The sequence below is a fragment of the Paenibacillus sp. GQ49 genome (genome assembly GCF_059759055.1).
Window position 1 is genome coordinate 1 of sequence record NZ_JCAXEL010000036.1, and the last position, 24,209, is coordinate 24,209.

Sequence of the window (24,209 nt, forward strand, 5' to 3'; positions counted from 1 at the left end):
ACGTGGACACGAGGGGCAGTGATTCAGTGGATGGAGCTATACGGGGACAACAGACAGCAGCACCCGCGCCGAGTCAGTCTGCCGGCGTATCCGTTTGCAAGAAATCCCTACTGGGCTCCAAAGAAAACAGAGTTGGTATCGTCCAGCACGGTTGGTACGAACGGATCAGCCATGCTCCATCCACTTTTGCATAGCAATACTTCGGATCTTCATGAGCAGCGATACAGTTCACTCTTCACGATGGACTCACCTATGCTTATGGAGATCCATGAAGAACAAGCAGCAAAATTATTGCCTGACTTACTTCATCTGGAGATCGCCTATGCGGCTCTGGATTTGGCGTTACCTGATCATCATGATCAAGAAGAATCTGAATTATCGATCCAGTTGCAGGATGTGGTATGGGACAGCTCTGTTTACGTGTCTGATCAGACACTTCCGTTACACATCTCATTGCAATCCGAATCACATTTAACAGTGGGATACGTCATATATGGTGAAAATGTAGGGGGATTTCAACCCGTATATAGTAGCGGAATGGCCAAAAAGGTGGCTTCAGAGTTCACAGGATCAGATGCTCTGGAGATTGATTCTATCGATATGCTCTACACCGCTGAGCTGGATTCGTCAATCACTGCTTTTGCGAACCATGCTTCAAAGTCAGCCTTGTCCTCATCTCCTTATGCGGTAGAACGTATATATGTGGGGGAGGACCATGTTCTGATCAAGTTTGAACATGCAACGGATGTGCTATCTATACCACCAGTGTACAAACTGCCAGTAGATGCAATTCACCTTGCCGTTTATGGGGGGCTAGGCTGGACAGAAATTGAAAATGAAGCAAAGCAGCAGTTGGATATGTCTGCTTCACGTCCTGTTTACATTCAATCCCTTCAAAGACTTGATGCAATAGGCGCATCAAATATTTCTTGGGCGAGAGTAGACAGAAGAGAACGGATGAATGGGGCGTCAGGACTTGAAGTGTTGGACATTCGTTTGTATTCATCAGAAGGACGCGTAGTGTTGAAGATTCAGGGATTAGAAGCAGGCTTTACAGCCATGTCGCAGGGGACAGAAAACGACGGAATAGCGGTACATTCGAATGCTGCAACTACAAGTGCAGGTGCATTTGTACTTGAATCTTCATTCGGTGAATCCGAGAAAGAAACCGTGATCCTCTCCAAAGAAGCTTCATCTGCTTCCATGGCTTCTCGCCGGAGACCGGAACTTTTGGGCCTAACAACGTCTGAGTGTGTAAGGTGGGAGTTAAAGGAACTGGCAGGCCAAACGTTGAAAATTCCAAGGGAACTGATTGATGGCAATGAAAATCTTGCCGAATATGGATTTGATTCCATTAGCCTGACTGAATATGCAACGGTTCTTAATCAGCATTTTGGAGTGGATTTGGCACCATCCATATTTTTCGATCACACCACACTCCATGAATTGGCTCATTATCTGGAGCGAGAATTCGAGCAGACCATCACGGATCAATATGCAGATCACGATATTCAAACGGGAGAAAAACATACAGAGCAAGCCGCACCGTTAAAAAGCAAAGTGGCACAGCATCGTTCCAAAGCCCGAAAGCCTAACGCCCAGAGACAAGCATCTGGCAAGTACTGGCGTTTGGGAGATACACGACGAATGCAAGCGGCCGATGAACCTGTTGCCATTATTGGTATCAGCGGACGATTTCCTGAAGCGCGCAATGTAGATGAGATGTGGTCGATTCTCGTAAATGGACAAGCGGCTGTTAAGACCGTTCCCTCGGATCGATTCACCAGCAGTAAAAAGGATGCTACTTGGAAATGCGGTCTTGTGCCAGGGATACGAGAGTTTGATCCCCGCTTCTTCGAAATCTCTCCGCGTGAAGCCGAGAGCATGGACCCGCGTCAGCGATTGCTATTGCAAGAATCCTGGAGAGCGCTTGAGGATGCCGCTTATGGCAAAAAACAACTTTCCTCCGGTCGGGTCGGCATGTTTGTAGGAGTGGAGAATAATGAATATTTGCAGTTTGTCGGCCTGGATGGACCGCTTACGTCCAATCACAATGCCATTCTGGCCGCCCGGTTGGCGTATCTGTTGGACCTGAATGGCCCGAATATGGCGATCAATACCGCTTGTTCTTCGGGTCTGGCGGCTGTTCATCAAGCTTGTGCCAGCCTGCGGGCGGGAGAGTGCGACACAGCTCTTGCGGCAGGAGTAAGCCTGCTGCTTACTGAACAGGGGTTCGAAGCGATGTCCCAAGCAGGCATGTTGTCTGAGGACGGTCGCTGTTATGCGTTCGATCAGCGTGCCAATGGCATGGTGCCGGGAGAAGCGATCGCGGTTGTTGTATTAAAGACTTTATCACAGGCTGAGGCGGATGGAGATTCGATCTACGGGGTCATTCAGGGCAGTGGCATGAACTATGATGGCAAAACGAATGGAATCACCGCGCCAAGTGGTGTGGCACAGACGGCGTTAATGAATGAGGTATATGCCCGGTATGGCATTCGGGCGGAGGACATGCAGTACATTGTGACCCACGGGACGGGAACACGCCTCGGAGACCCGGTCGAAATCAAGGCTTTGCAGGAAGCCTATAAAGGACGGAATATGGCGCCAGGTTCCTGTGCGTTAACGTCGGTAAAAACGAATTTGGGTCATACCCTCGCTGCATCCGGTGTGGTGAGCCTGATTAGTCTGGTACAGGCGATGCGTTATGAGATGATCCCGGCAAGTCTGCACTGTGAGGAAGAGAGTGAATATATCCGGTGGTCGGATGGGCCGTTTTATGTAAACAAAAGCAAACGGCCTTGGCCACGAACGGAGCAGGGGAGGTTGGGCGCGGTAAGTGCTTTTGGCATGAGTGGAACCAACGTGCATGTCGTGGTGGAAAGTTATGAAGGCAACGGGCAAAAACAAATGGCTGGAAATATAGCGCCTTATTATTTGCTGGCACTGTCCGCCAAAACGGAAGAGGCACTACATCGCAAGGTGGAGGACATGATCGCCGTGCTGGAACGGGAAGAGGAGCCGGATCTGGCGGCAATCAGTTACACGCTCCTGGAGGGACGACAGCATTTCCGTCACCGTTGTGCGGTGGTTGTGCAGTCCCGGGCCGATGCTGTGCATGTCTGGAAACAGTTCGGTACGAAAGAAAATAACGGGAAGATGTTTTGCGGGACAGTGGGCCGGGAGTTCACTGAACAGCGCATTGTTCGGGAACACGGTCATGAGCTTTTGCATCAACTTCAGCATGGAACTCAAGCGACTGCAACCGGGGCATACCGTGACATTCTTCATGTGCTGGCGGATTTATACTGTCAGGGTTACGCATTGGATTGGATGAACATGTACGGTGAGTCTGCTCCTGAACGCATTCATTTGCCTTCATATCCGTTTGCCCAGGAAGAATACTGGGTAACCCAGTCATCACCTGGAGCAAGCCGGTTGAACGAGCAGCTTCATACAGCAAAGCTCCACCCGCTTGTACACCGGAATACGTCAACGCTGCGCGAACAGCGTTATAGCTCTATTTTTGAACAGGAAGATCCGTTGTTACATGACCCTATGGAATCGGGTTACCAATGTTTGCCGGATTCAGCCCACTTGGAGATGGTCCGGGCTGCTGCGCAATATGCGTTAAAGGGAGCGGGCGAGATGAACCAGGCCCCGGTCCGGATGAAGCTGACCGAGCATCAATGGGTCAATCCGGTTGTGGTGACAGAGCAGGCGCTGGAAGTTCATTTGGCCATTATTCCAGAATCAGATCAATCTTTAATCTATGAAATATTCAGTGAACGAGCTGACGGTGATGAAGAGTTGTGGAGCAGGGGCCGTATTGAATATGAATCACAGGAATTCGTGAGTCCGCCTATGGACATGCAGTCCATCACTGAAAGATGCACACATTTGGAGACTGCAAACCTCTCTTCAGAACTTAAAGGATCATCCATTGTTTGTTGTTATACCGGTGAAAATGAAGTGTTAATAAAGCTTTCAGCTGAAATTAATGCTCAGGATCGGACTTTGTTATATACTCCAAAGTTACTGACTGAAGCTGTATCACTGGCAGCTAACATCTTTGAGACAAGATCAGTAAAGGCAGCAGATTGTCTTAACGAGGCCATGCCAACAAGAGAGGCCGGCGAGTCGAGTGTACATGAAGTGCTGAATGAACAACAAAAACATACTTGGCTCTCTATGGAATCCATGGAGTTTACGGCAGATCACTGGCAGCATCCGCTGTGGATGTGGATCAGGGAGTTGGATTCCGGGCTGGATGTTACTTTCTGTAATGAGAAAGAACAGGTAGTTGCACACATGGCGGGATTACAGGTCCAAAAGAATTTGATGACAAAAGATATGCCGGAGGACATGGAAAGAAAGGAGATAGAACGTGAGGTCGCTGATAGCCTTCTGATGGCTTTTGAGGAAATCTGGGAAGAATCGAAGCCAGAACTTCATCATGAAGAGAACCCACAGACCATATTATGTGTACTTTCCCGTCAGGAGAATCAGGAGAGGTTCGTTTCACTGATGAAACATCACAATCCTGAGATCCAGCTAGTCTTCATCGATCCGGGAATGTGGGAAAAAGAGACGGATCTTGATCATCATGCGAAGTACAGGGAAGCGCTTCAGGAGATCAGCCAGCAATATGGGAACGTGGATACTGTACTACATTTGTCGGCACTGGAGGAGCCACTACTGCTGCAAGACACGAAGCCGATTTTACTTTTGCTTCAGGCATTGGCAGCAGAGAAGATCAAGCCTGGCCGAATTCTGCTCGCCGGGGAATATAGAACAGGAATCGAACGTTGTTACCTGGATGCATGGATTGGTTTTGAGCGTTCACTTGGGCTTGTTATGCCCCATACGAAATTACAAGTGATCAGCAGCGATAAACCATCCAGTAACGAAGTGAACTGGAAAAGGTGGAGTGAACGGCTGTGGCAAGAATTAAGGTCGAACCAGCGGTGTAGCGTGCGGTATGAGAATGATCTGCGCAAAGTAAGCCGTATCAGACCAATCCCGCCTGCCGAGCATTACAAACAAGGGACAGAATACGTGTTGCCAGGAAAGACATATTTGATTACGGGCGGATTGGGAGGAATTGGCCTCGCTTTTGCCAGAGCATGGGCTCCGCTGGGAGTAAATCTGGTGTTGATGGGCCGATCTTCTCTGGATTCCGTGAAGCAGCATAGGTTCGATGAATTGATCGAGGCGGGAAGTCAGGCTATGTATGTTCAGGCTGATGTTGCCGTACTGGAACAAGTCGAAGAAGCGGTGCGGGCTGTCAAAAGCAAATTTGGCACTATTCACGGACTGATCCACGCCGCCGGGATTGAAAGTCGGGTAAGTGTGCTGGATAAATCAGCAGCTGATTTTGAACGTGTGCTTGCTCCCAAAATTCGTGGAACATTGGCATTGGACAAAGCACTGGGTAATGAATCGCTGGAGTTCCGCAGTTATTTCTCTTCTTCATCGGCTATTTTGGGTGACTTCGGCTCCTGTGATTATGCTGTGGCGAATCGATTCCAGATGGCCTATGCTCAAGAACAGCATCGCACGGGTCCTATTCACACGGTATCCATCAACTGGCCGCTTTGGAGAGAGGGCGGAATGGGCACAGGCGAAAAGAATGCTTCGGCTATGTATCTCAAAACCAGCGGTCAACGTTTTCTGGAAAAAGACGAAGGGGTGGCATTATTTCCAAAAATTCTAAATGAACCTTACGCTCACCAACTCGTTATGGCGGGGAAACCGGAACGCATACATCGTTTTCTGGGTGTTGAATTCACACCTGAGGAGCCGGCCAGCACATCTTATACTTCGTATGAGGTCGGGAATCCAGTCTTGAATGAGGCGGCCCCTGCGTTAGGGCTGCGTGTGGAGTTGCGTGGTAAAACGGTAGCTGAGTGCGCTCAATGGGAGCTAGGAGAAATAGCAAGCGAGCTATTAAAGATACCTCATGAAGAATTGGACCCTCAAGCCAATCTCGCAGAGTTTGGATTTGATTCCATCAGCTTGACAGAGTATGCAGCACGGTTGAGCCGTCATTACGGAGCAGAATTGACACCATCCATTTTCTTTGGACATTCCACATTGAAAGGATTGGCTGAATATCTGGAAAATGAACATCGGGATGTTCTAGTTGGCATGTACGAGGAAAGGAAGGCCGTGACCGACATGAAATCCAATGTCGCGGACCGAGGTTACCGATCCGGACGTTCCGGAAGATGGGCTGGCGGTAAATCCTTCCCTGCATCCGATCTTCGTCCAACTGCACGTAATCTGGATAAAATGGATCAATTCACGGAACCTGTTGCCATTATTGGTATTAGCGGACGTTTCCCCGAAGCACGAGATGTGGACGAGATGTGGTCCATGATCAGTCAGGGTCAGGAAGCGATAAAAAGGGCACCGGAGGACCGGTTTTCCACCCACAATGGGCGTGAACCTTGGAAATGCGGTCTTGTACCAGGAGTACGGGAGTTTGATCCACGCTTCTTCGAAATTTCTCCGCGTGAAGCCGAGAGCATGGACCCGCGTCAGCGATTGCTATTGCAGGAATCCTGGAGAGCGCTTGAAGATGCCGCTTATGGGAAAAGACAGCTATCCTCCGGCCGGGTAGGTATGTTTGTCGGGGTGGAGAATAACGAGTATTTGCAAGTTGTCGGTCTGGACGGGCCGCTTACATCCAACCACAATGCCATTCTGGCCGCCAGATTAGCCTATCTGCTGGACCTGAATGGTCCCAACATGGCGATTAATACGGCTTGTTCTTCGGGGCTGGCGGCTGTTCATCAAGCTTGTGCCAGCCTGCGGGCGGGAGAGTGCGACACAGCTCTTGCGGCAGGAGTAAGCCTGCTGCTTACCGAGCAGGGACTCGAAGCGATGTCCCAGGCGGGCATGCTGTCTGAGAATGGGCGCTGTTATGCGTTTGACCAGCGTGCCAATGGCATGGTTCCGGGAGAAGCGATAGCGGTTGTTGTATTAAAGACCTTATCTCAGGCTGAGGCGGATGGAGACTCGATCTACGGGGTCATTCGGGGCAGCGGCATGAACTATGATGGCAAAACGAATGGAATCACCGCGCCGAGTGGTGTGGCACAGACAGCACTAATGAATGAGGTGTATACACGGTACGGCATTCGGGCGGAGAACATGCAGTACATTGTGACCCACGGGACGGGAACACGTCTGGGAGACCCAGTCGAAATCAATGCTTTGCAGGAAGCCTACAAATCAAGAAATATGGAGCCAGGCTCCTGTGCACTGACGTCGGTAAAAACGAATTTGGGTCATACCCTCGCCGCTTCGGGAGTGGTGAGCCTGATTAGCCTGGTACAGGCGATGCGTCATGAGACGATCCCGGCAAGTCTGCACTGTGAAGAGGAAAGTGAATATATCCGGTGGTCGGAGGGGCCGTTTTATGTGAACAAAAGCAATCGGCCTTGGCCACGAACAGAGCAGGCGAGACTGGGAGCGGTAAGTGCCTTTGGCATGAGCGGAACCAACGTGCATGTCGTAGTGGAGAGTTATGAAGGCAGCGGACAAAAACGAACGGCTGGTTATGCGTCACCTTATTATTTGCTGGCACTGTCGGCCAAAACGGAAGCAGCACTACAACGCAAGGTGGAGGACATGATCGCTGTACTGGAACGGGAAGAGATGCCTGATCTGACGGCAATGAGCTACACGCTGCTGGAGGGACGACAGCATTTCCGACACCGTTGTGCGGTGGTTGTGCAGTCCAGGGAAGATGCCATATACATGTTGAAACAGCGGGGGCAATCCAAGTCAGGGGTTTTGTTTGAGGGCGTGGTGCCAAGAAGGTTTACTGGACAAAAGCTGTTACAGGAACATGGGGATGAATGGATTATCAAAAGCACCGAAAGAAGTTTGTCCTCGGAGAAACAGAGGGATATACTCCATGTGCTGGCTGATCTGTATGCCCAGGGCTATGATCTGAACTGGGGACAGATGTATGGCGATGTACCACCATTACGCATCAGCCTGCCAACGTATCCTTTTGCCAGAGAGGAATATTGGATGGCGTCAAAGGAAAGAGAGCAAGGGGAAGAGCAGCCATCGCGGGAGCGCTCATGGACTTCTCTTCACCCCCTGGTGCAACAAAATACGTCTGATTTCACTGAGCAAAGGTTCAGCTCGGTCTTCAATGGAAGAGAATTCTTCCTTAAGGATCATATTATTCATGGAGTCTCCGTACTTCCCGGGGTGGCCCAATTGGAAATGGCCCGGGCTGCATTGCAGCTTACCGCTACCGGAACAAGACCTGTTTTTCTGCAAAATGTGGTGTGGATCAGTCCCGTAGTCATGGATGGAGATGCAGCAATCCCTAACAGCATTCAGGTAGGAATCGGATTACATCCTGTCACAGAAAATCCTCAACTTATAAGTTATGAGATATACCGGCAAGACCAGCAGGTTGAGGGTAAACGTCATGTATACAGTCAAGGACAGCTTGGATGGAATGAAGAAGCTGAATCCCCTCCAATTCATGACCTGAACGAACTCATGGCTGCATGCAGCCGATCGACCTGGACGGGTGAAGCCTGTTATGAGGTATTTAGGCAAGCCGGTATCCAGTACGGACCTGCATTTGAGGGAATACAGCAATTGTTCATCGGTGAAAGGGAAGTTTTGGCTCAACTGAAGCTGCCTGAGCATTTGTTGGCGGAAATGAACTCATATGTCCTTCATCCCTGTATATTGGACTCCGCGTTGCAGGCCTCTATTGGCATGATGCTGGAGCATCCTGAAGTGGATGGGAAAAAGGCGGGACATGGTTCAGGTGGACCACAGCCTTCGGTTCCTTTTGCGTTAAAGAAAGTCCGGATCTATAAAGCTTGTGCTCAAGACATGTGGGCATGGGTGCGCTACAGCTCCGATTCCAGTTCGGATGGGAGAGGAATGACGTTTGATATTGATTTGTTTGATCAAGAAGGAAGTGTCTGTGTTCGTTTAATTGGCTTTTCCTCCAGACAGCTTCCCGATCCAGAATCCACAGCGCCAGGTGCTGACACAACCGCTCGGTCTGAAATGCTGCTGTTAAAGCCGTACTGGCGGGAGATGGAGGTGGAAGGAGCCGGTCGGAGCCGGAAGACTCCAGACGCTGAGCATATCGTTATTTTATGTGGTGCACTCGCTTGCAGGTTGAGTGAGATGCAGCTTGAATTTCCGTCAGCATCGTTTATACCGATTGGGTTGGATCAGGGAATGGCCACAGCCGAAAAGTGGTTTGAGGATGGTGCCTTGCAGGTGTTTGGTAAACTTCAAACGATACTGTCCAGTGAATCGAATAAACCGCGAATTATACAGGCCGTTGTGCCTAATGATGGAGAGCAGCGTTTGTATGCTGCGCTGTCGGGTATGTTGCAAAGTATTAAACTCGAATATCCGGCTGTTGCGGGACAGTTGATTGAAATGGACGAACAGTTGGATAACGAAGATATTTTACAGCTATTGAAGTTGGACGTTTGCGAGCCTAAAGATAACTGGATTCGTTATACGGGTCGTCGACGGGAATTGGCAGACTGGCAAGAGATTGAACCGTCCACTGTTCTTGAAAAACGGTTTTGGCGTGATCATGGTGTTTACCTCATTACAGGTGGTATGGGAGGGCTTGGACTTGTATTTGCGCAAGAGATCGCCACACAAGCCAAGCATCCAACACTTGTTCTCGTGGGCAGATCACCGATGGACGGTCTGATGGAACAATCCCTTGAAGTATTGCGAGAGCAGGGAGCACGGGTGGACTATTTGCAGGTTGATGTAGCGGATGGTGAAGCCGTGGAGAACCTTGTTGGTAGCATCAAACAAGTCTATGGCGCTATCCACGGCGTTATTCATGGAGCAGGAGTAATCAGAGACAGTTTGTTTCTTGCCAAGACAGAGGAAGAATGGCGTCAGGTTATGAAACCCAAAGTGGCGGGCACTATACACCTGGATCGTTCTACACATAAGGAAGCATTGGATTTCTTCATTCTGTTCTCCTCTGGAACTGCCGTGCTCGGCAATATGGGGCAGAGTGATTACGCTACAGCCAATGCATTCATGGACCTATACGCAACATACCGGGAAACGATGGTGAGTCAGGGCAAACGTAGCGGCAGGACACTGTCCTTAAACTGGCCACTATGGGAAAATGGCGGCATGAAGGTGGACTCATCTGTCAAACAAATGATGTGGCGGCAAATGGGAATGAGACCCCTGCATTCGAATCAGGGAATAGAGGCATTAACCCTTGCACTATCATCCACTTCTTCCAGAGTGATGGTCATGGCAGGGAACCCTGAACGAATTCGGGGCAAGATCAGAACTGTAAAATCACAAACACTAGGTATTTCCTCCCCAATGTATACAGCTTCTCCCAAAGGGGATAAGCCCAGGGACGACCGCTTTTCGGAACTGGTTAATCGTGTTCTGGACGGGGAACTAACGGAGTCACAATTTGTTGAAGCGTTCATGAAGGAATAGGAGTGATCGGATGAAAGACGACTTGTATCAAATATACAATGATATCAGAACACGTAAACTAAATCCGCAAGATGCTGCCAATCAACTAACCTCTTTAATGGCGCAAAATCAACACACCCAGACTTCCGGCGAGTCTCAGGAATCCGGGAACACGCATCAGGCTGATACCGAGTTACATGAAAAGACACGCAGATTGTTGACTAAGGCTGTGGCTGATCAATTGAAGGTACGACCGGAGGAAATTGAAGCCGATGTGGAGCTCAGTGAGTATGGATTTGATTCCATTATGTTAACCGAACTGAGTAACTCCCTGAACAAGAACTACAGACTGAATCTGACCCCGGCCGTTTTTTTTGAACATTCAACTTTAGCGCAATTTACAGACTATGCTTTGGAAACTTATGTTGATCAATTTGCAGAAATCTGGACATCTCCTGCCTCGGCAGGAGATGTCCAGAAAACACATATTTCGTCTGAATCCACAATGAAGAACAGATTTAAGTCAGCCGAAAATTTTGAAATGGCTCACCAGTATGAGAACGCTGAGAATGCTGGAACTTCCGTAAATGATGAAAGCTTTCATCAAGCTCAGAAAAGAAACTCTCCAACCTTTCAGCGAGCAGACAAGGCGATAACAACGTTTGAACCTGTTGCGATCGTAGGCATGACAGGAAGGTTTCCGATGGCACAGGATACGGATGCGCTGTGGGAAAATTTAATCGAAGGAAGAGACTGTATCACCGAAATTCCATTGTCACGCTGGGATTGGAAGTCCATTTATGGTGATCCCCTAAAGGAATCGAATAAAACCAACATTAAATGGGGCGGATTTATAGATGGTGTGGATGAATTTGATCCTTCATTTTTTGGCATCTCCCCGCGGGAAGCGGAACTTATGGACCCACAGCAGCGTCTGCTGATGCTCTATGTATGGAAGACCATTGAGGATGCGGGCTATGCTACTCAAAGCTTGTCTGGAAGTAACCTGGGTATATTCGTGGGCACCTCCGGAACGGGATACAGCAGTCTGATTTCCCGTTCCGGAATGGCTATTGAGGGGTATAGCTCAACCGGAATTGTTCCATCCGTAGGACCCAATCGAATGAGCTATTTTCTGAATGTGCATGGTCCTAGTGAACCGATAGAGACGGCTTGTTCAAGCTCGCTAGTTGCTATCCATCGGGCAGTAACAGCGATGAGAAATGGGGATTGTGATGCAGCCATCGTTGGCGGTATTAATACCATCCTGACCCCGGAAGGGCATATCAGCTTTAACCGTGCAGGGATGCTGAGTGAAGACGGACGCTGCAAAACCTTTTCCGAACAGGCTAATGGGTATGTTCGCGGTGAAGGTGTCGGCATGCTGATGTTAAAGAGGGTGAAAGATGCAGAACAAGCGGGAGATCACATCTATGGGCTGATTCGGGGTACAAGCCAGAACCATGGTGGACGGGCCAACTCCTTAACGGCACCTAATCCGAAAGCACAGGCTGACCTATTGATCCAGGCCTATCGCAAAGCCGATATTGATCCAAGAACCGTCGGTTATATCGAAACCCATGGAACGGGGACACCTCTGGGTGACCCAATTGAAGTGAATGGGCTGAAGGCCGCTTTTAAAGAGCTGGCTCGTCAATCCGGAGATGAACCGCTTGGAACACCGCATTGCGGTTTGGGTTCTGTAAAGTCTCATATTGGACACCTTGAGATGGCTGCTGGTGTGGCGGGTGTCATGAAGGTATTGCTTCAGATGAAGCATCGTAAACTCGTGCCAGGCTTGCATCTGGATCAGATTAACCCTTATGTCCAATTGGACAACAGCCCGTTTTATATTGTGCGGGAAACAAGAGAGTGGGCTGCCCCGAGAGATAGCGATGGCAGGGAAATGCCTAGACGTGCGGGAGTGAGCTCCTTTGGTTTTGGCGGCGTGAACGCACATATCATTTTGGAAGAGTATATTCCGAATCGGGAGAATCATGAAAAAAATACAACAGCAATCTCCGGACAAGACCCTGCGATCGTAGTGTTGTCCGCCAGAAACGGAGCACGATTGCGTGAACAAGTGAATCTATTGCTTCAGGCCTTGCGTGAAGGAAAGTATGCAGAGAACGATTTGGCTAATATGGCCTATACGTTACAGATCGGACGCGAGCCTATGGAGGAGCGATTGGCACTGATTGTGGGGACTATGGCTGAATTGGCGACTGGCCTGACTCATTACATGCATGAAGGAGCAGTCACAGGTCATGACGGGATTGAAATGTACAGAGGGCAAGCCAAACGCAAGGATACACTCCTGTCACTAACAGAAGATGAGGAAATGCAGGATCTGGTCCATAAATGGTACCTGCGTGGCAAGCTGGGCAAAGTCGCAGAGATCTGGACAAGAGGGTTCATTGTCCAATGGTCAGCACTGTATGATGGGAAGAAACCAGTCAGAATCAGTCTGCCAACGTATCCGTTTGCCCAAGAGAAGTATTGGGTTCCGATCCCGGATTCCCGAATGCCGCGGCCATTCGAAGATGAATATTCGAACTCGGCAGGGGTTCTGCATCCCCTTCTACACAGTAACATTTCTAATTTATACTCACAGCGCTATAGCTCCATTTTTACTGGAACCGAGTCATTTTTGCAAACTTCTGCTACATCGGGCAAACGGACTTTTCCCGATGTAGCCTGTATGGAAATGGCTCGTGTGGCGGCGCAGCATGCCATGGAGTCGTCAGACGGGGATGGGCAATCGGTGATGAAGCTCAGATTATCCGATGTGAAGTGGGTGCAGCATGACACAAACTTCCTGAACACGGAGTTTCCATTACAGATTCAAATTGAAATTTACCCTGAAGAAGATCAGGATGTTCTTCTTTTCGAAATTTGTAGTGTAAGCAACAATAAGGAACGGCAGCTATTAACAACGGGAACAGTTTCCCAACTGGAAAGCTCCACCTATGACGAGACAAGGTTTGACCTGAAAGTTATACGCAAGCGGTGTGAGTTGGATTCCAACTCAGCTAAATCGGACGCGTATAATGCATGGTCTGGCGGACAGACTACGGGCCGTGTGAAACAAAGTTATAAGGGGAATGGAGAAGTACTGCTACACATCTCCAGTTCCGAAGAAACTACAAGATCTACCAACATGTTCATTGATCCAGAAATGCTGAAAGACGTCATTCAAGTTGGATTATGTGAACTTTGTGGGCAACAGGGTCAAGTGAACCTCGGAGGAGCCTTTACCATAAAATCAGTCCATTCCTTGGAGGTTTTGCAGGATGGACAACCTGTTTGGGTATGGATTCGCCTGGGCACGCCGCCATATCATGATTCGACTGGAGCGGTTAGATCCGATCTTAGACTGGACGTAGCCATAGCCAATGACGCTGGTCAGGTTCTGATCTGGATGGAACAAGTCACCGTGAGTATGCCCGAGGTAGAAGGCGTAATCCTTCTGGAGCCATACTGGGAAACGGCCCCAAACCGCATGTCTTCTTCCGTACCGTTTTCATACAGCGAACACCGGATTATCCTGTGTGGTGAGTTGGCAGATTTTACGATGACCGAAAGGTTGAAACAAGAAATGCCAGGGGTTTCCCTGATACGACTCGGTTCAGCAGGAACCCTTGCACAACGTTACGAAGCATATGTGCTTGCCCTGCTGGAGCAGTTCAAAGATGGTGAGAGCCTTCGTCATGAAGGAAGCAAATTCATTCAGGTTGTCATACCTGACGATGCAGAACAATCCAGACTGTGGACAGGGCTGTCTGGCCTGCTCCGTACCGTTCAGCTTGAACATCCGCAGGTACGCTGCCAGCTTGTTGAAATGCAGCGTGATACGTCACTGGAACAATGGGTGGAACGGCTTAAGTCCTGTGCAAATATGCAGAATGAGGATCACTTGCGATATATGGAGAACCAACTGTACCGTGCATCATGGAAGGAACTTGTTCAGGACGTGTCCACCGAGGCAGTGAGTTCCATCGGGGAGCGTTCTAATCGGGAAGGCCATAAGCATCTGCCAGCTCATCCTTGGCAGGATGGGGGCGTGTACGTTATTACTGGAGGAGGCGGTGGTCTTGGAACCATATTTGCGCAGGATATCGCACTTAAGGCGACCGGGACAACAATCATTTTGACAGGCCGAGCTCCAGCATTATCAACTGCTGCCAGACAGAGGGTTCAGGAACTGCCCGCCAATATTCAATACATGACTATGGATGTAACTCATGAAGAGAATGTTCAGACAGTGCTGGCGATGGTTCGTCATACTTATGGGAAAGTAAACGGCGTTCTGCATGGAGCCGGCATTACCCGGGACCGTCTGCTTGAAAATAAAACAGGTGCAGAGTGCAGAGAGGTGCTGGCATCCAAAGTTGCAGGGACGGTTTATCTGGATGAAGCAACACGGATGGATGACCTGGATGTCATGATTTTATTTTCTTCCGGTACAGGTGTGACGGGTAACATTGGACAGGCAGACTATGCTGCTGCCAATGCTTTCATGGATCGTTATGCTGCTTATCGCAATACGCTTGTCCAGAGAGGAGAGCGGGTTGGACAAACGTTATCGGTGAACTGGCCTCTTTGGAAATCGGGAGGTATGCAGATTAATGAACAGCAATTACGTAACTTGAAAAAACAGACAGGCATGCATCCTCTGAGCGAGGAAGAAGGAACCGCAGCCTTGTATCAGGCACTGGCAAGTGGAAGAAGTCAGGTGCTGGTTGCGGCAGGTGAAGTGACTCGATTGAGACAGAAGTTTTTGTCTTCCCCCGATGCTCTTGGCTCACGGAATTCTGGGCAGCCAGTAATCCCAGAGGAACAGACGGATACAGCCTGGCTTGAACATAAGGTCAGGGAAGCGATGGCTTCCCTGATTTCGTCACTTCTTAAGGTGCAGGTTACACACATTGATCCCGAGGTTGAACTTGGGGAGTATGGACTTGATTCCATCATGCTGACGGAACTGACCAACACACTTAACGAGAATTTCAACATGAGTCTCACCCCGGCACTGTTTTTTGAATATTCGACGCTGCAAGCCTTCTCGCAATATGTAACACGTACCTATCAACAACAATTTTTGACTAGATTCTCATCCAAAATGCTTCCTATACAAGCAAAGAGTGGGACTGAACGAGCTGAACCTCTTGTTTTCCGACAATTTACAAGTAAACATGCCTCGGACGTGGGAAGGGTGAAGCCAACAAATGTCATGGAGGATCAAGGCATTGCAATCGTAGGCATGAGTGGTATTTTCCCGATGGCTGCTGACCCGGATGAGCTGTGGGACAATCTGGCAGCCCAGCGGGATTGCATTACGGAAATTCCTCGGTCTCGGCGGGAAAAGTATGCTTATCAAAAGGACTCTTTTAACGAGGCTGGGGAACTCGACATGATCTGGGGAGGGTTTATTGAGGGTGTGGATCAATTTGATCCCGGATTCTTTGGTATTTCTCCCCGTGAGGCGGAACTTATGGACCCGCAGCAGCGGCTTCTAATGCTGTATGTGTGGAAAGCGATTGAAGACGCTGGATATGCTCCGCAAAGCCTTTCTGGCAGCAAGCTTGGCATATTTGTGGGAACGGCTGGTACGGGATACAGCAATCTCATCGCGTCTTCAGGCATGGCTATGGATAGCTATACGTCCACGGGAATTGTACCTTCGGTTGGACCGAACCGGATGAGTTATTTTCTTAACGTCCATGGCCCGAGCGAGCCGATTGAAACCGCATGCTCCAGTTCGCTGGTTGCGATCCATCGCGCAGTCACGGCGATGAGGAACGGGGATTGCAATGCAGCCGTTGTAGGCGGTATTAATACCATTTTGACACCCGAAGGATATATTAGCTTAACTAAGGCAGGTATGTTGAGCAGTGATGGTCGGTGTAAAACGTTCTCCGCTCAGGCTGATGGATATGTTCGAAGTGAAGGGGTCGGCATGTTGATGATCAAACCTCTCAAGGATGCCGAGGAAGCGGGAGATCATATCTATGCCGTTATCCGTGGAACAAACGAAAACCATGGAGGTCGCGCCAATTCATTAACGGCACCCAACCCCAAAGCTCAGACGGAATTGTTATTCGAAGCGTACCAAAAAGCGGGAATTGATCCGAGAACGGTAGGTTATATCGAAACACACGGCACAGGCACTCCTTTGGGCGATCCGATCGAGGTCAATGCGCTTAAAGCGACGTTTAGGAATCTGTATGAACACACAGGGGATAGCCAAATGGGTGAGGCACATTGCGGACTAGGCTCGGTAAAAAGCAATATAGGGCACTTGGAGATGGCTGCTGGCATTGCAGGTGTAATCAAAGTGCTGCTGCAATTAAAACATCAAAAACTGGCTCCAAATCTTCATCTGGATGAAGTGAATCCTTACGTGCAACTGGAGGACAGTCCGTTCTACCTTGTTCGTGATCTGCAAGAATGGAAGCCGATTACAAATGCGGACGGAAAGGCGATGCCAAGACGAGCGGGGGTCAGTTCGTTTGGTTTTGGCGGTTCCAATGCTCACGTCATTCTTGAAGAGTACACGGGGAAATTGGATAAAAAAGAGGCGAATCACTCAGCGGCACCTGAATATCCGACAATGATTGTTCTGTCTGCACGGAATAAAGGTGAGCTTCAGGAGCAGGTTCGTTTGTTGCTGAAGAGATTGCAGTACGATTCATATATGGATACTGATCTCCGCGATCTGGCCTATACGTTACAAGTGGGACGTAATGCGATGGAGGAGCGGTTGGGTGTGCTGACTTCTGGCATCGCCGATCTGAAGGAAAAGTTGAGCGCAGCACTGGATGGAGGCATGGAACAACTACCAGAAGGTTTAATGTACCAAGCGGGTCTGCAAGGTGGCAAAGAAGCATTATTGTTTAACATGGACGAAGGCACAGAGGAAATCGTAAACCAATGGCTGCAAAACGGTTCCTATGGAAAGGTGCTGGATCTGTGGACCAAGGGATATCCGGTTCGTTGGGAGCATTTATATAAAGATGATCAAGATAAACCTTCCAGGTTAAGCTTGCCCACGTATCCATTTGCCAAGGAAAAGTATTGGGTGCCGTATCAGTTCGCCCATAAATTCGAATCGGGTTCCCCGGCCGAAAGACAACAATTTGGTTCTGAGATTCAGCACGTACCATCGGAAGAAGCAACGGAACTTTTTTCTTTCCAGGAAATTTGGGAAGAATCCGCTCACCTTGACTCAGATTCGGGCAAGCTGGCCAGAGAAAATGTCAGGGGACTGATATGTCTGTTATCGGATAAAAACAAACAGTCCATCATTCGCGAAATGTTGGCTCGCCGCAGTCCAGATACCGAGGTCTATTTTGTTGAAAAGGCAGGCCTGGAGGCCGGGGAAATGGATCGGGAAGTATACTGTCAACAATTTCGCATGATCGCCAAGCAAGGAGATCATATTGATGCGGTTCTGTATCTGTGGCCGTTTGATGATGCCCAATATTTACGTGATACAAGTCCGATTGTACACATGATCCAAGCGATGGTTATGGAGAATATACAACCCAAACGTATTTTATTGGCTGGAGAACATGTCACTGCGCTGGATCAGTGTTACCTCGACTCATGGATTGGCTTTGAACGTTCAATAAGTCTGAGTATGAAGAAGACGAAATTAACCGTATGCAGCTCGCAGGCACGACAGAACTCGGATATGTTGGCATTTGCGGACTTGTCGAACCTGCTGTGGGATGAACTTTTATCGGGATCGCCACAAAGTGTTCGTTTTGAGCATGGACGTCGTTTGGTAAGTCGAATGAAGCAAGTAGATTTAACGGAACATGCTGATGAGTATACCCTTTATCCGAAGCCTGGACAGACTGTATTGATTACAGGTGGACTTGGCGGATTGGGTGTTATTTTCGCAAAAGTCTGGGCTTCAAAGGGAATCAATCTTGTTTTGATGGGGCGATCTCCGCTGGATGAGATGAACAGGCAATTGCTCAAGGACCTTGGAAAAAATGGCAGTAAGGTCATATATGTTCAGGCAGATGTGAGTGAAGCGGCGGAAGTAACATCGGCTCTGGAATCCGCAAAAATGCAATGTGGCGATATCCACGGATGGGTCCATGCCGCCGGAATGGAAAGTCAGGGAACCTTGCTGTCCAAAAGCATAAAAGAGTTCGATCAAGTGTTACGTCCCAAAGTTAAAGGATTACTTGTGATGGATGAAGCTTTGCAAAACGAACCTCTGGCTTTTCGCTGTTATTTTTCATCCTCGTCGGCGCTGCTGGGGGACTTTGGTTCCTGTGACTACGCTGTGGCCAATCGTTTTCAGATGGCGTACGCCCAGATGCAGGATCAGAATATTCGTACAATCGCCATTTTATGGCCACTTTGGAGAGAAGGTGGAATGGGCTCCAGGACGTCAGAAGGTACGGACATGTATCTGAGAACAAGTGGATTGCGTTTTCTGGAAAAAGATGAGGGGATCGCTTTTTTTGATCAGGTGATCAGACAATCCGGTACACATCAGCTTGCTCTGGCGGGAAGGCCAAGCCGCATACAGCGTTTTTTAGGTTTGGACATGCCGGCTTCAAAGCAGTCTTCCCCTGGATTGCGCACAAAAGCGAGAAATCAGGATCAGGCCCAAATAAGGAATTCACATTCTCCATTAGGGAAGACTTTACAGGAATGTGTAGGGCAAGAACTGAGAGGCTGGGCTGCCCAACTGTTGAAAATGGAAGCAACCAAGCTGGACCCGGACCGGAATCTGGCGGATTATGGTTTTGATTCGATCAGTCTGGCAGAATTCGCTGAGCTTATGAGCCAGCAATTCAAGCTTGAATTGTCACCGACCGTCTTTTTTGCACATGCAACCCTGAACAAACTTTCGCAGCATCTGATCACGTCCTTTTCCGAAGAAATGGAAGCAAGGTACAGCATGATGTCAACCGCATATCCAACACAAATACAGGATCACTCCTATACAGACAGAAACACCAATCCATCTGTAATGGAGGAGCTTGACGGATCTATGGATCATCCTGTCCCTGAACCTACTGAACTTCACAGGGAAGAACCCATAGCCATCATCGGCATGAGCGGAAGGTTTCCGCAGGCAGGCAACATCGAGGATTTGTGGACAAATGTTGAATCAGGTTCTTCATGTATATCGAGATTGCCCCGCAGTCGTTGGACCTCAAAAGGCGGGAAGGATATAACCAATGAGGATGCTGATATTCCTGCATGGGGAGGTTATTTGGCGGATATCGATCGTTTTGATCCGATGTTTTTCCAGATTTCACCGAACGAAGCAGCAATGATGGATCCCAGACAACGTCTGTTTCTGGAAGAGGCGTGGCATGCTCTGGAGGATGCCGGTTATATGGGGGATCGTATTCGTGGCCAGAATTGTGGGGTATACGTTGGGGTTGAAGAAGGTGAATATGGTTATTTGACAGCAGAGAAAGGATCGATTAACGGTAATCAAAATGCCACACTTGCGGCCCGTATTGCATATGTTCTGGATCTGAAAGGGCCCAATATGGCGATCACCGCCGCATGTTCTTCAGGGCTGGTAGCTCTACATCAGGCGTGTCAGGCGTTAAGAAGCGGAGAGTGCGACACAGCCTTGGCCGGGGCTGTGAGTCTGATACTGTCTCCCATGCTGCACACAGCTCTCCATCGGGCAGGCATGTTATCCCCGGACGGCCAGTGCCGCGTATTTGACGAACATGCTAACGGAATGGTGCCTGGTGAGGCTGTGACCGCGTTGATGCTCAAACCTTTGAAACAGGCCATTCGGGACGGAGACCATATTTATGGCACAATTAGAGGCAGTGGTGTTAATTACAGCGGACGAACCAATGGATTGACTTCGCCTGATCCTGAGTCACAGGCAGAGTTGATGAAAATGGTGTACAAACGGTATCGGATTGATCCACGCAGCGTGCAGTTCATCATGTCGCAAAGTGTGGGATCTCCGATAGGAGATGCAATTGAGATGCAGGCATTATCCAACGTATATGGTTCTTACAACGATCAGGACATATCCGTGGCGATTGGCTCCGTCAAACCTTTAATCGGACATACCTTTGCGGCATCCGGTTTGGTTAGCCTCATAACGATGTTGATGGCCATGAGGCATAGAACAATTCCGGCTTTGCATTCCTATGAAGAGCCTAATCGGCATATCAACATGAGCATGGGCAGCAACCTCAATATCAATAAAGAAAACAGACCGTGGAGAACGCCGTTGAATGCATCAAGAATGGGAGCGATTAGCACCACAGGCATCAGCGGGACAAATGCACATGTGGTTATCGAAGAGTACGTTGCCGCTGAAACAGAGCAAAATGATGCAGTGAGCGAAGATTCGGTGGCCCAAGTTGTCATTCTATCGGCGTTGAACAAGGAACGCTTGCAGGCCGCTGCACAGCAACTCCTGAATACAGTCATATTAAATAACGAGATGAGCCTGAGGGATGTTGCGTACACGCTACAAGTGGGCAGAGAAGCGATGCCGGATCGCTTGGCTCTAATTGTGAGTCATAAAAAAGAGCTCATTACCGGGCTGAAGAAGTTTTTGAAAGCGGAAAAGCCAAATAAAAACTGGGTTGATTCTTGTCCGATGTTTACTGGAAGGGCAGAAGAAGATTCGGCAGTGAAGGAGCTGTTGTCAGGAAGGGCTGGCGAAAAAATATTGAGAGCTTTCATGGCTGATGGCAGCCTTGATAAAATTGCACTGTATTGGTCCAAAGGAGGCAACGTTTCATGGGAAGGTCTGCATGAAGGAAAGCCTGCTCAAATCATTTCATTGCCTGGGTATCCATTTGAAAAGAGAAGATGCTGGGTTGACCTTACTCATACTCTTGCTCATGCTAAATCTGTAGTCGTTTCCAGCCTGAAGGAAGGTGCTCCTGATTCCAGTATAGATGTAGCCGGGAATACATCACTGGAACACAGGATCACAGCCATCATCCTGGATCTGCTTGGCTTGGAAAGCGGTGAGATTCAGGAATCAACACCTCTTGTGCAATATGGAATGGACTCCATCGTGTTTATTCAGTTGATTCAACGATTGCAAACCGAGCTGAATCCTGAAATCAATGCAGCAGATTTGCAACATTGTTTGACTTTGGCAGACATCATAGCAAGTCTGACAGACAGAATAAATCAGACCCCTATGCTTCAGGGCAAGCCAACAAGTTTTAGCGTCACCCGACCGGAGGAGAAGACAAATGGCTCTTTGAATTCGATTGTTAAGTCATGGTCACAATTCCCCGAACTTGTTCGGCTGAATCATGCTTCTGAAGGTCGACCCATCTTCTGGTTTCACGCCGCAATGGGTGGGGTGGAAGGTTATCAGGTTATTGCATCCCGGTGTACGCGGCCCTTCTACGGTATCCAGGCAAGAGGCTGGATGACTGACCGCTCTCCGTTATATGGGATCGAAGGCATGGCAATGTATTATGTGCATGTCATAAAAACCGTTCAGCCGGAAGGGCCGTATGATCTTGGCGGTTATTCTCTTGGCGGCCTGATTGCATATGAGGTGTGCAGGTTACTTCAGAGTCAGGGTGACCAGGTAAACAGCGTGGTGATGCTCGATTCCATCCATCTCTCTGATAAAGACGAAATGACTTCGTCGGACAAAGGTTATATTTTACAATCCGTGAATATGTCGCTAATGTCTTCGATTCTTCATCAACCGGAGAAAATTGCAGACACGTTAATTCACCGCGATGAAATCAATATGGAACTAAGTAATGAGGATTTTCTTAAACACTTAACAGAAATTGCGAAATCCAGAGGGCTTTTCAAAAATGAGAAGCATCTACAGCAGCTCATTGAGCAATGTGTCAAGGTTCAGCAGGCATATCAGGCAGATCAGTACCAAGTTCAATCGCTTGCAGATCGAGATGCTGTGGCATGTTATTATTTCCGCAATCAAAGCGGACATTTCTTTGGTGAACTTGAGCCTTACTTTGTCACGGAGGAAGATTGCATCGAACTGAACAACTCAACCTATTGGAGCATATGGGCGGAGAACATTCCGAATTTTAATTTGTTTGACATCGATGTTTCCAACCATATGTTACTGTTGTCCAATCCCGCAAGCTCTGATCGAATAGGTGCTTTCTGCAAGCAGTTGTATTCAAGTGAAGGGGTTACAGAAAAAGACATTCAATCCTTCAAAAAAAGTACCAAGGCAAGAGTCCCACGCAAGAGTTCCAAAAACCAGATTAAATAAGATCATCAAAAAAAGCGCTGCTCATGAATGAGCGACGCTTTTTTTTGATGATCTTACGATCTTACATAATGGTCGTCTATTGTTTCAAGCGGACAAGCAGTCGTTGAAGACCACGAAAGCCTACATTGGGAAGCCATTCGGGCTCATCCTGAATCCATTCCATATGGGGATACCTTGCGATTAGGCGGCTCATGGCAATCTCTGTTTCCATCATCGCCAACTGGGCACCGATGCAAGAATGAATTCCTACACCAAAGGCCAGATTTCGCGCTTCATTGCGTTCAATATCAAATAGATGAGGATCGGTAAATTTTCGCGGATCATGATTGGCTGAACCGAAACAGAACATGATTAATTCTCCCTTTTTAATCTGCTGATCCAGAATTTCCATGTCTTCAAGGGCGGTTCTTACGGTAATCTGTGCAGGGCTTTCATAGCGAAGGACTTCCTGGATGGTGCTTTTAATCAGACCTGGAGAGTCTTTCAATTTCTGAAGTTGTTCCGGATGTTTCATCAGTGTAAATATGCCATTCCCAATCAGATTACGTGTGGTCTCATGTCCGGCGAAGAGCAGCATGGCACATTGCGCATGAATTTCTTCAATTGTCAGGTGCACACCATCATCATCAGTTGCTTCTATAAGATAAGTAATAAAATCTTCCTGAGGATGTATTCTTCGTTCTTCAATCACATCTGTCAAATAGGCAGTCAACAGAACCAAAAGATTTTGTGCACGCGTGACATCCTCATATGTAACCGTCATGGAACCGAACAAGTGAACGAGACTATCTGCACATTCGGCCACACGTTCATACTGTTCCTCAGGCAGACCCAGCAGTTTCATAATGACTTTGGTGGGAAGCGGGTAAGCATAATCCCGAATCAAATCCACCTCTTCTTTTCCTTCCATTTCATCAAGAGAGTCGTCGATCAGATCCATAATGTAGGGAGCCAGATTTTTGACCGACACGGAGAAGGCCTGGGTTAACATTTTGCGATATCTGATGTGAGAAGTGCCATCCTGAAGGGACATCCACATTGAGAACAGACGAATAAACTCCAGAATTCCATAGAGCTGTTGCTCCGAAAACTGGACTGCCCAATATTGTTGTGCCGTGTTATGGGAAATGCGTGGGTCTGCAATGTACTTGTTTACGGTTTCATATCCACCGATGTACCAAAGTCCTCCATACAGATTCACTTTGTGAATTTCGCCTTGCTGAATCAGCTGTCGATACACGTCATACGGATTACCGAAGAAGTTCTCATTATAGAATGTGGTTGGATCATTTACATCAATGACAGGCATTGACAAGTGTTTTCCTCCTTTTATCACGCGCTTTTTTGAAAAATAAAGGAAATTATACAAAAATAGAGTAGCATGTATACCAGAATCTGTCGAGTTATGCTCAGAATATTCGCCAAATTTTACTTTCATTTTACTTAATAAAGCAAATAAGTAAATAGATTGACATGGAAATTTTAGGATAATATAATA

The 24,209-nt window shown here is 48.3% G+C and carries 3 protein-coding genes; 2 read left to right on the top strand and 1 reads right to left on the bottom strand.

Features of this window, described 5'->3' with window-relative positions:
- The first annotated feature begins 18 nt into the window (after nt 1–18).
- Nucleotides 19–10,494: an SDR family NAD(P)-dependent oxidoreductase gene (locus AC6CIF_RS31540; protein ID WP_498202715.1), complete on the top strand. Its 10,476-nt coding sequence runs from the start codon at nt 19–21 to the stop codon at nt 10,492–10,494.
- Nucleotides 10,495–10,504: 10 nt separating this feature from the next.
- Nucleotides 10,505–22,711, top strand: a complete 12,207-nt coding sequence (locus AC6CIF_RS31545; protein WP_498202716.1) for an SDR family NAD(P)-dependent oxidoreductase — start codon at nt 10,505–10,507, stop codon at nt 22,709–22,711.
- Between the two features lie 76 nt (nt 22,712–22,787).
- On the opposite strand, the gene AC6CIF_RS31550 is transcribed toward AC6CIF_RS31545, so the two are convergent.
- Nucleotides 22,788–24,020 (bottom strand): cytochrome P450, encoded by a 1,233-nt coding sequence (locus tag AC6CIF_RS31550; protein WP_498202718.1) that lies wholly within the window; start codon nt 24,018–24,020, stop codon nt 22,788–22,790.
- Between the last annotated feature and the right edge of the window lie 189 nt (nt 24,021–24,209).

Coding starts and splice junctions, on each gene's coding strand:
- AC6CIF_RS31545 (WP_498202716.1), top strand. CDS start 10,505: ATGAAAGACGACTTGTATCAAATATACAATGATATCAGAACACGTAAA.
- AC6CIF_RS31550 (WP_498202718.1), bottom strand. CDS start 24,020: ATGCCTGTCATTGATGTAAATGATCCAACCACATTCTATAATGAGAAC.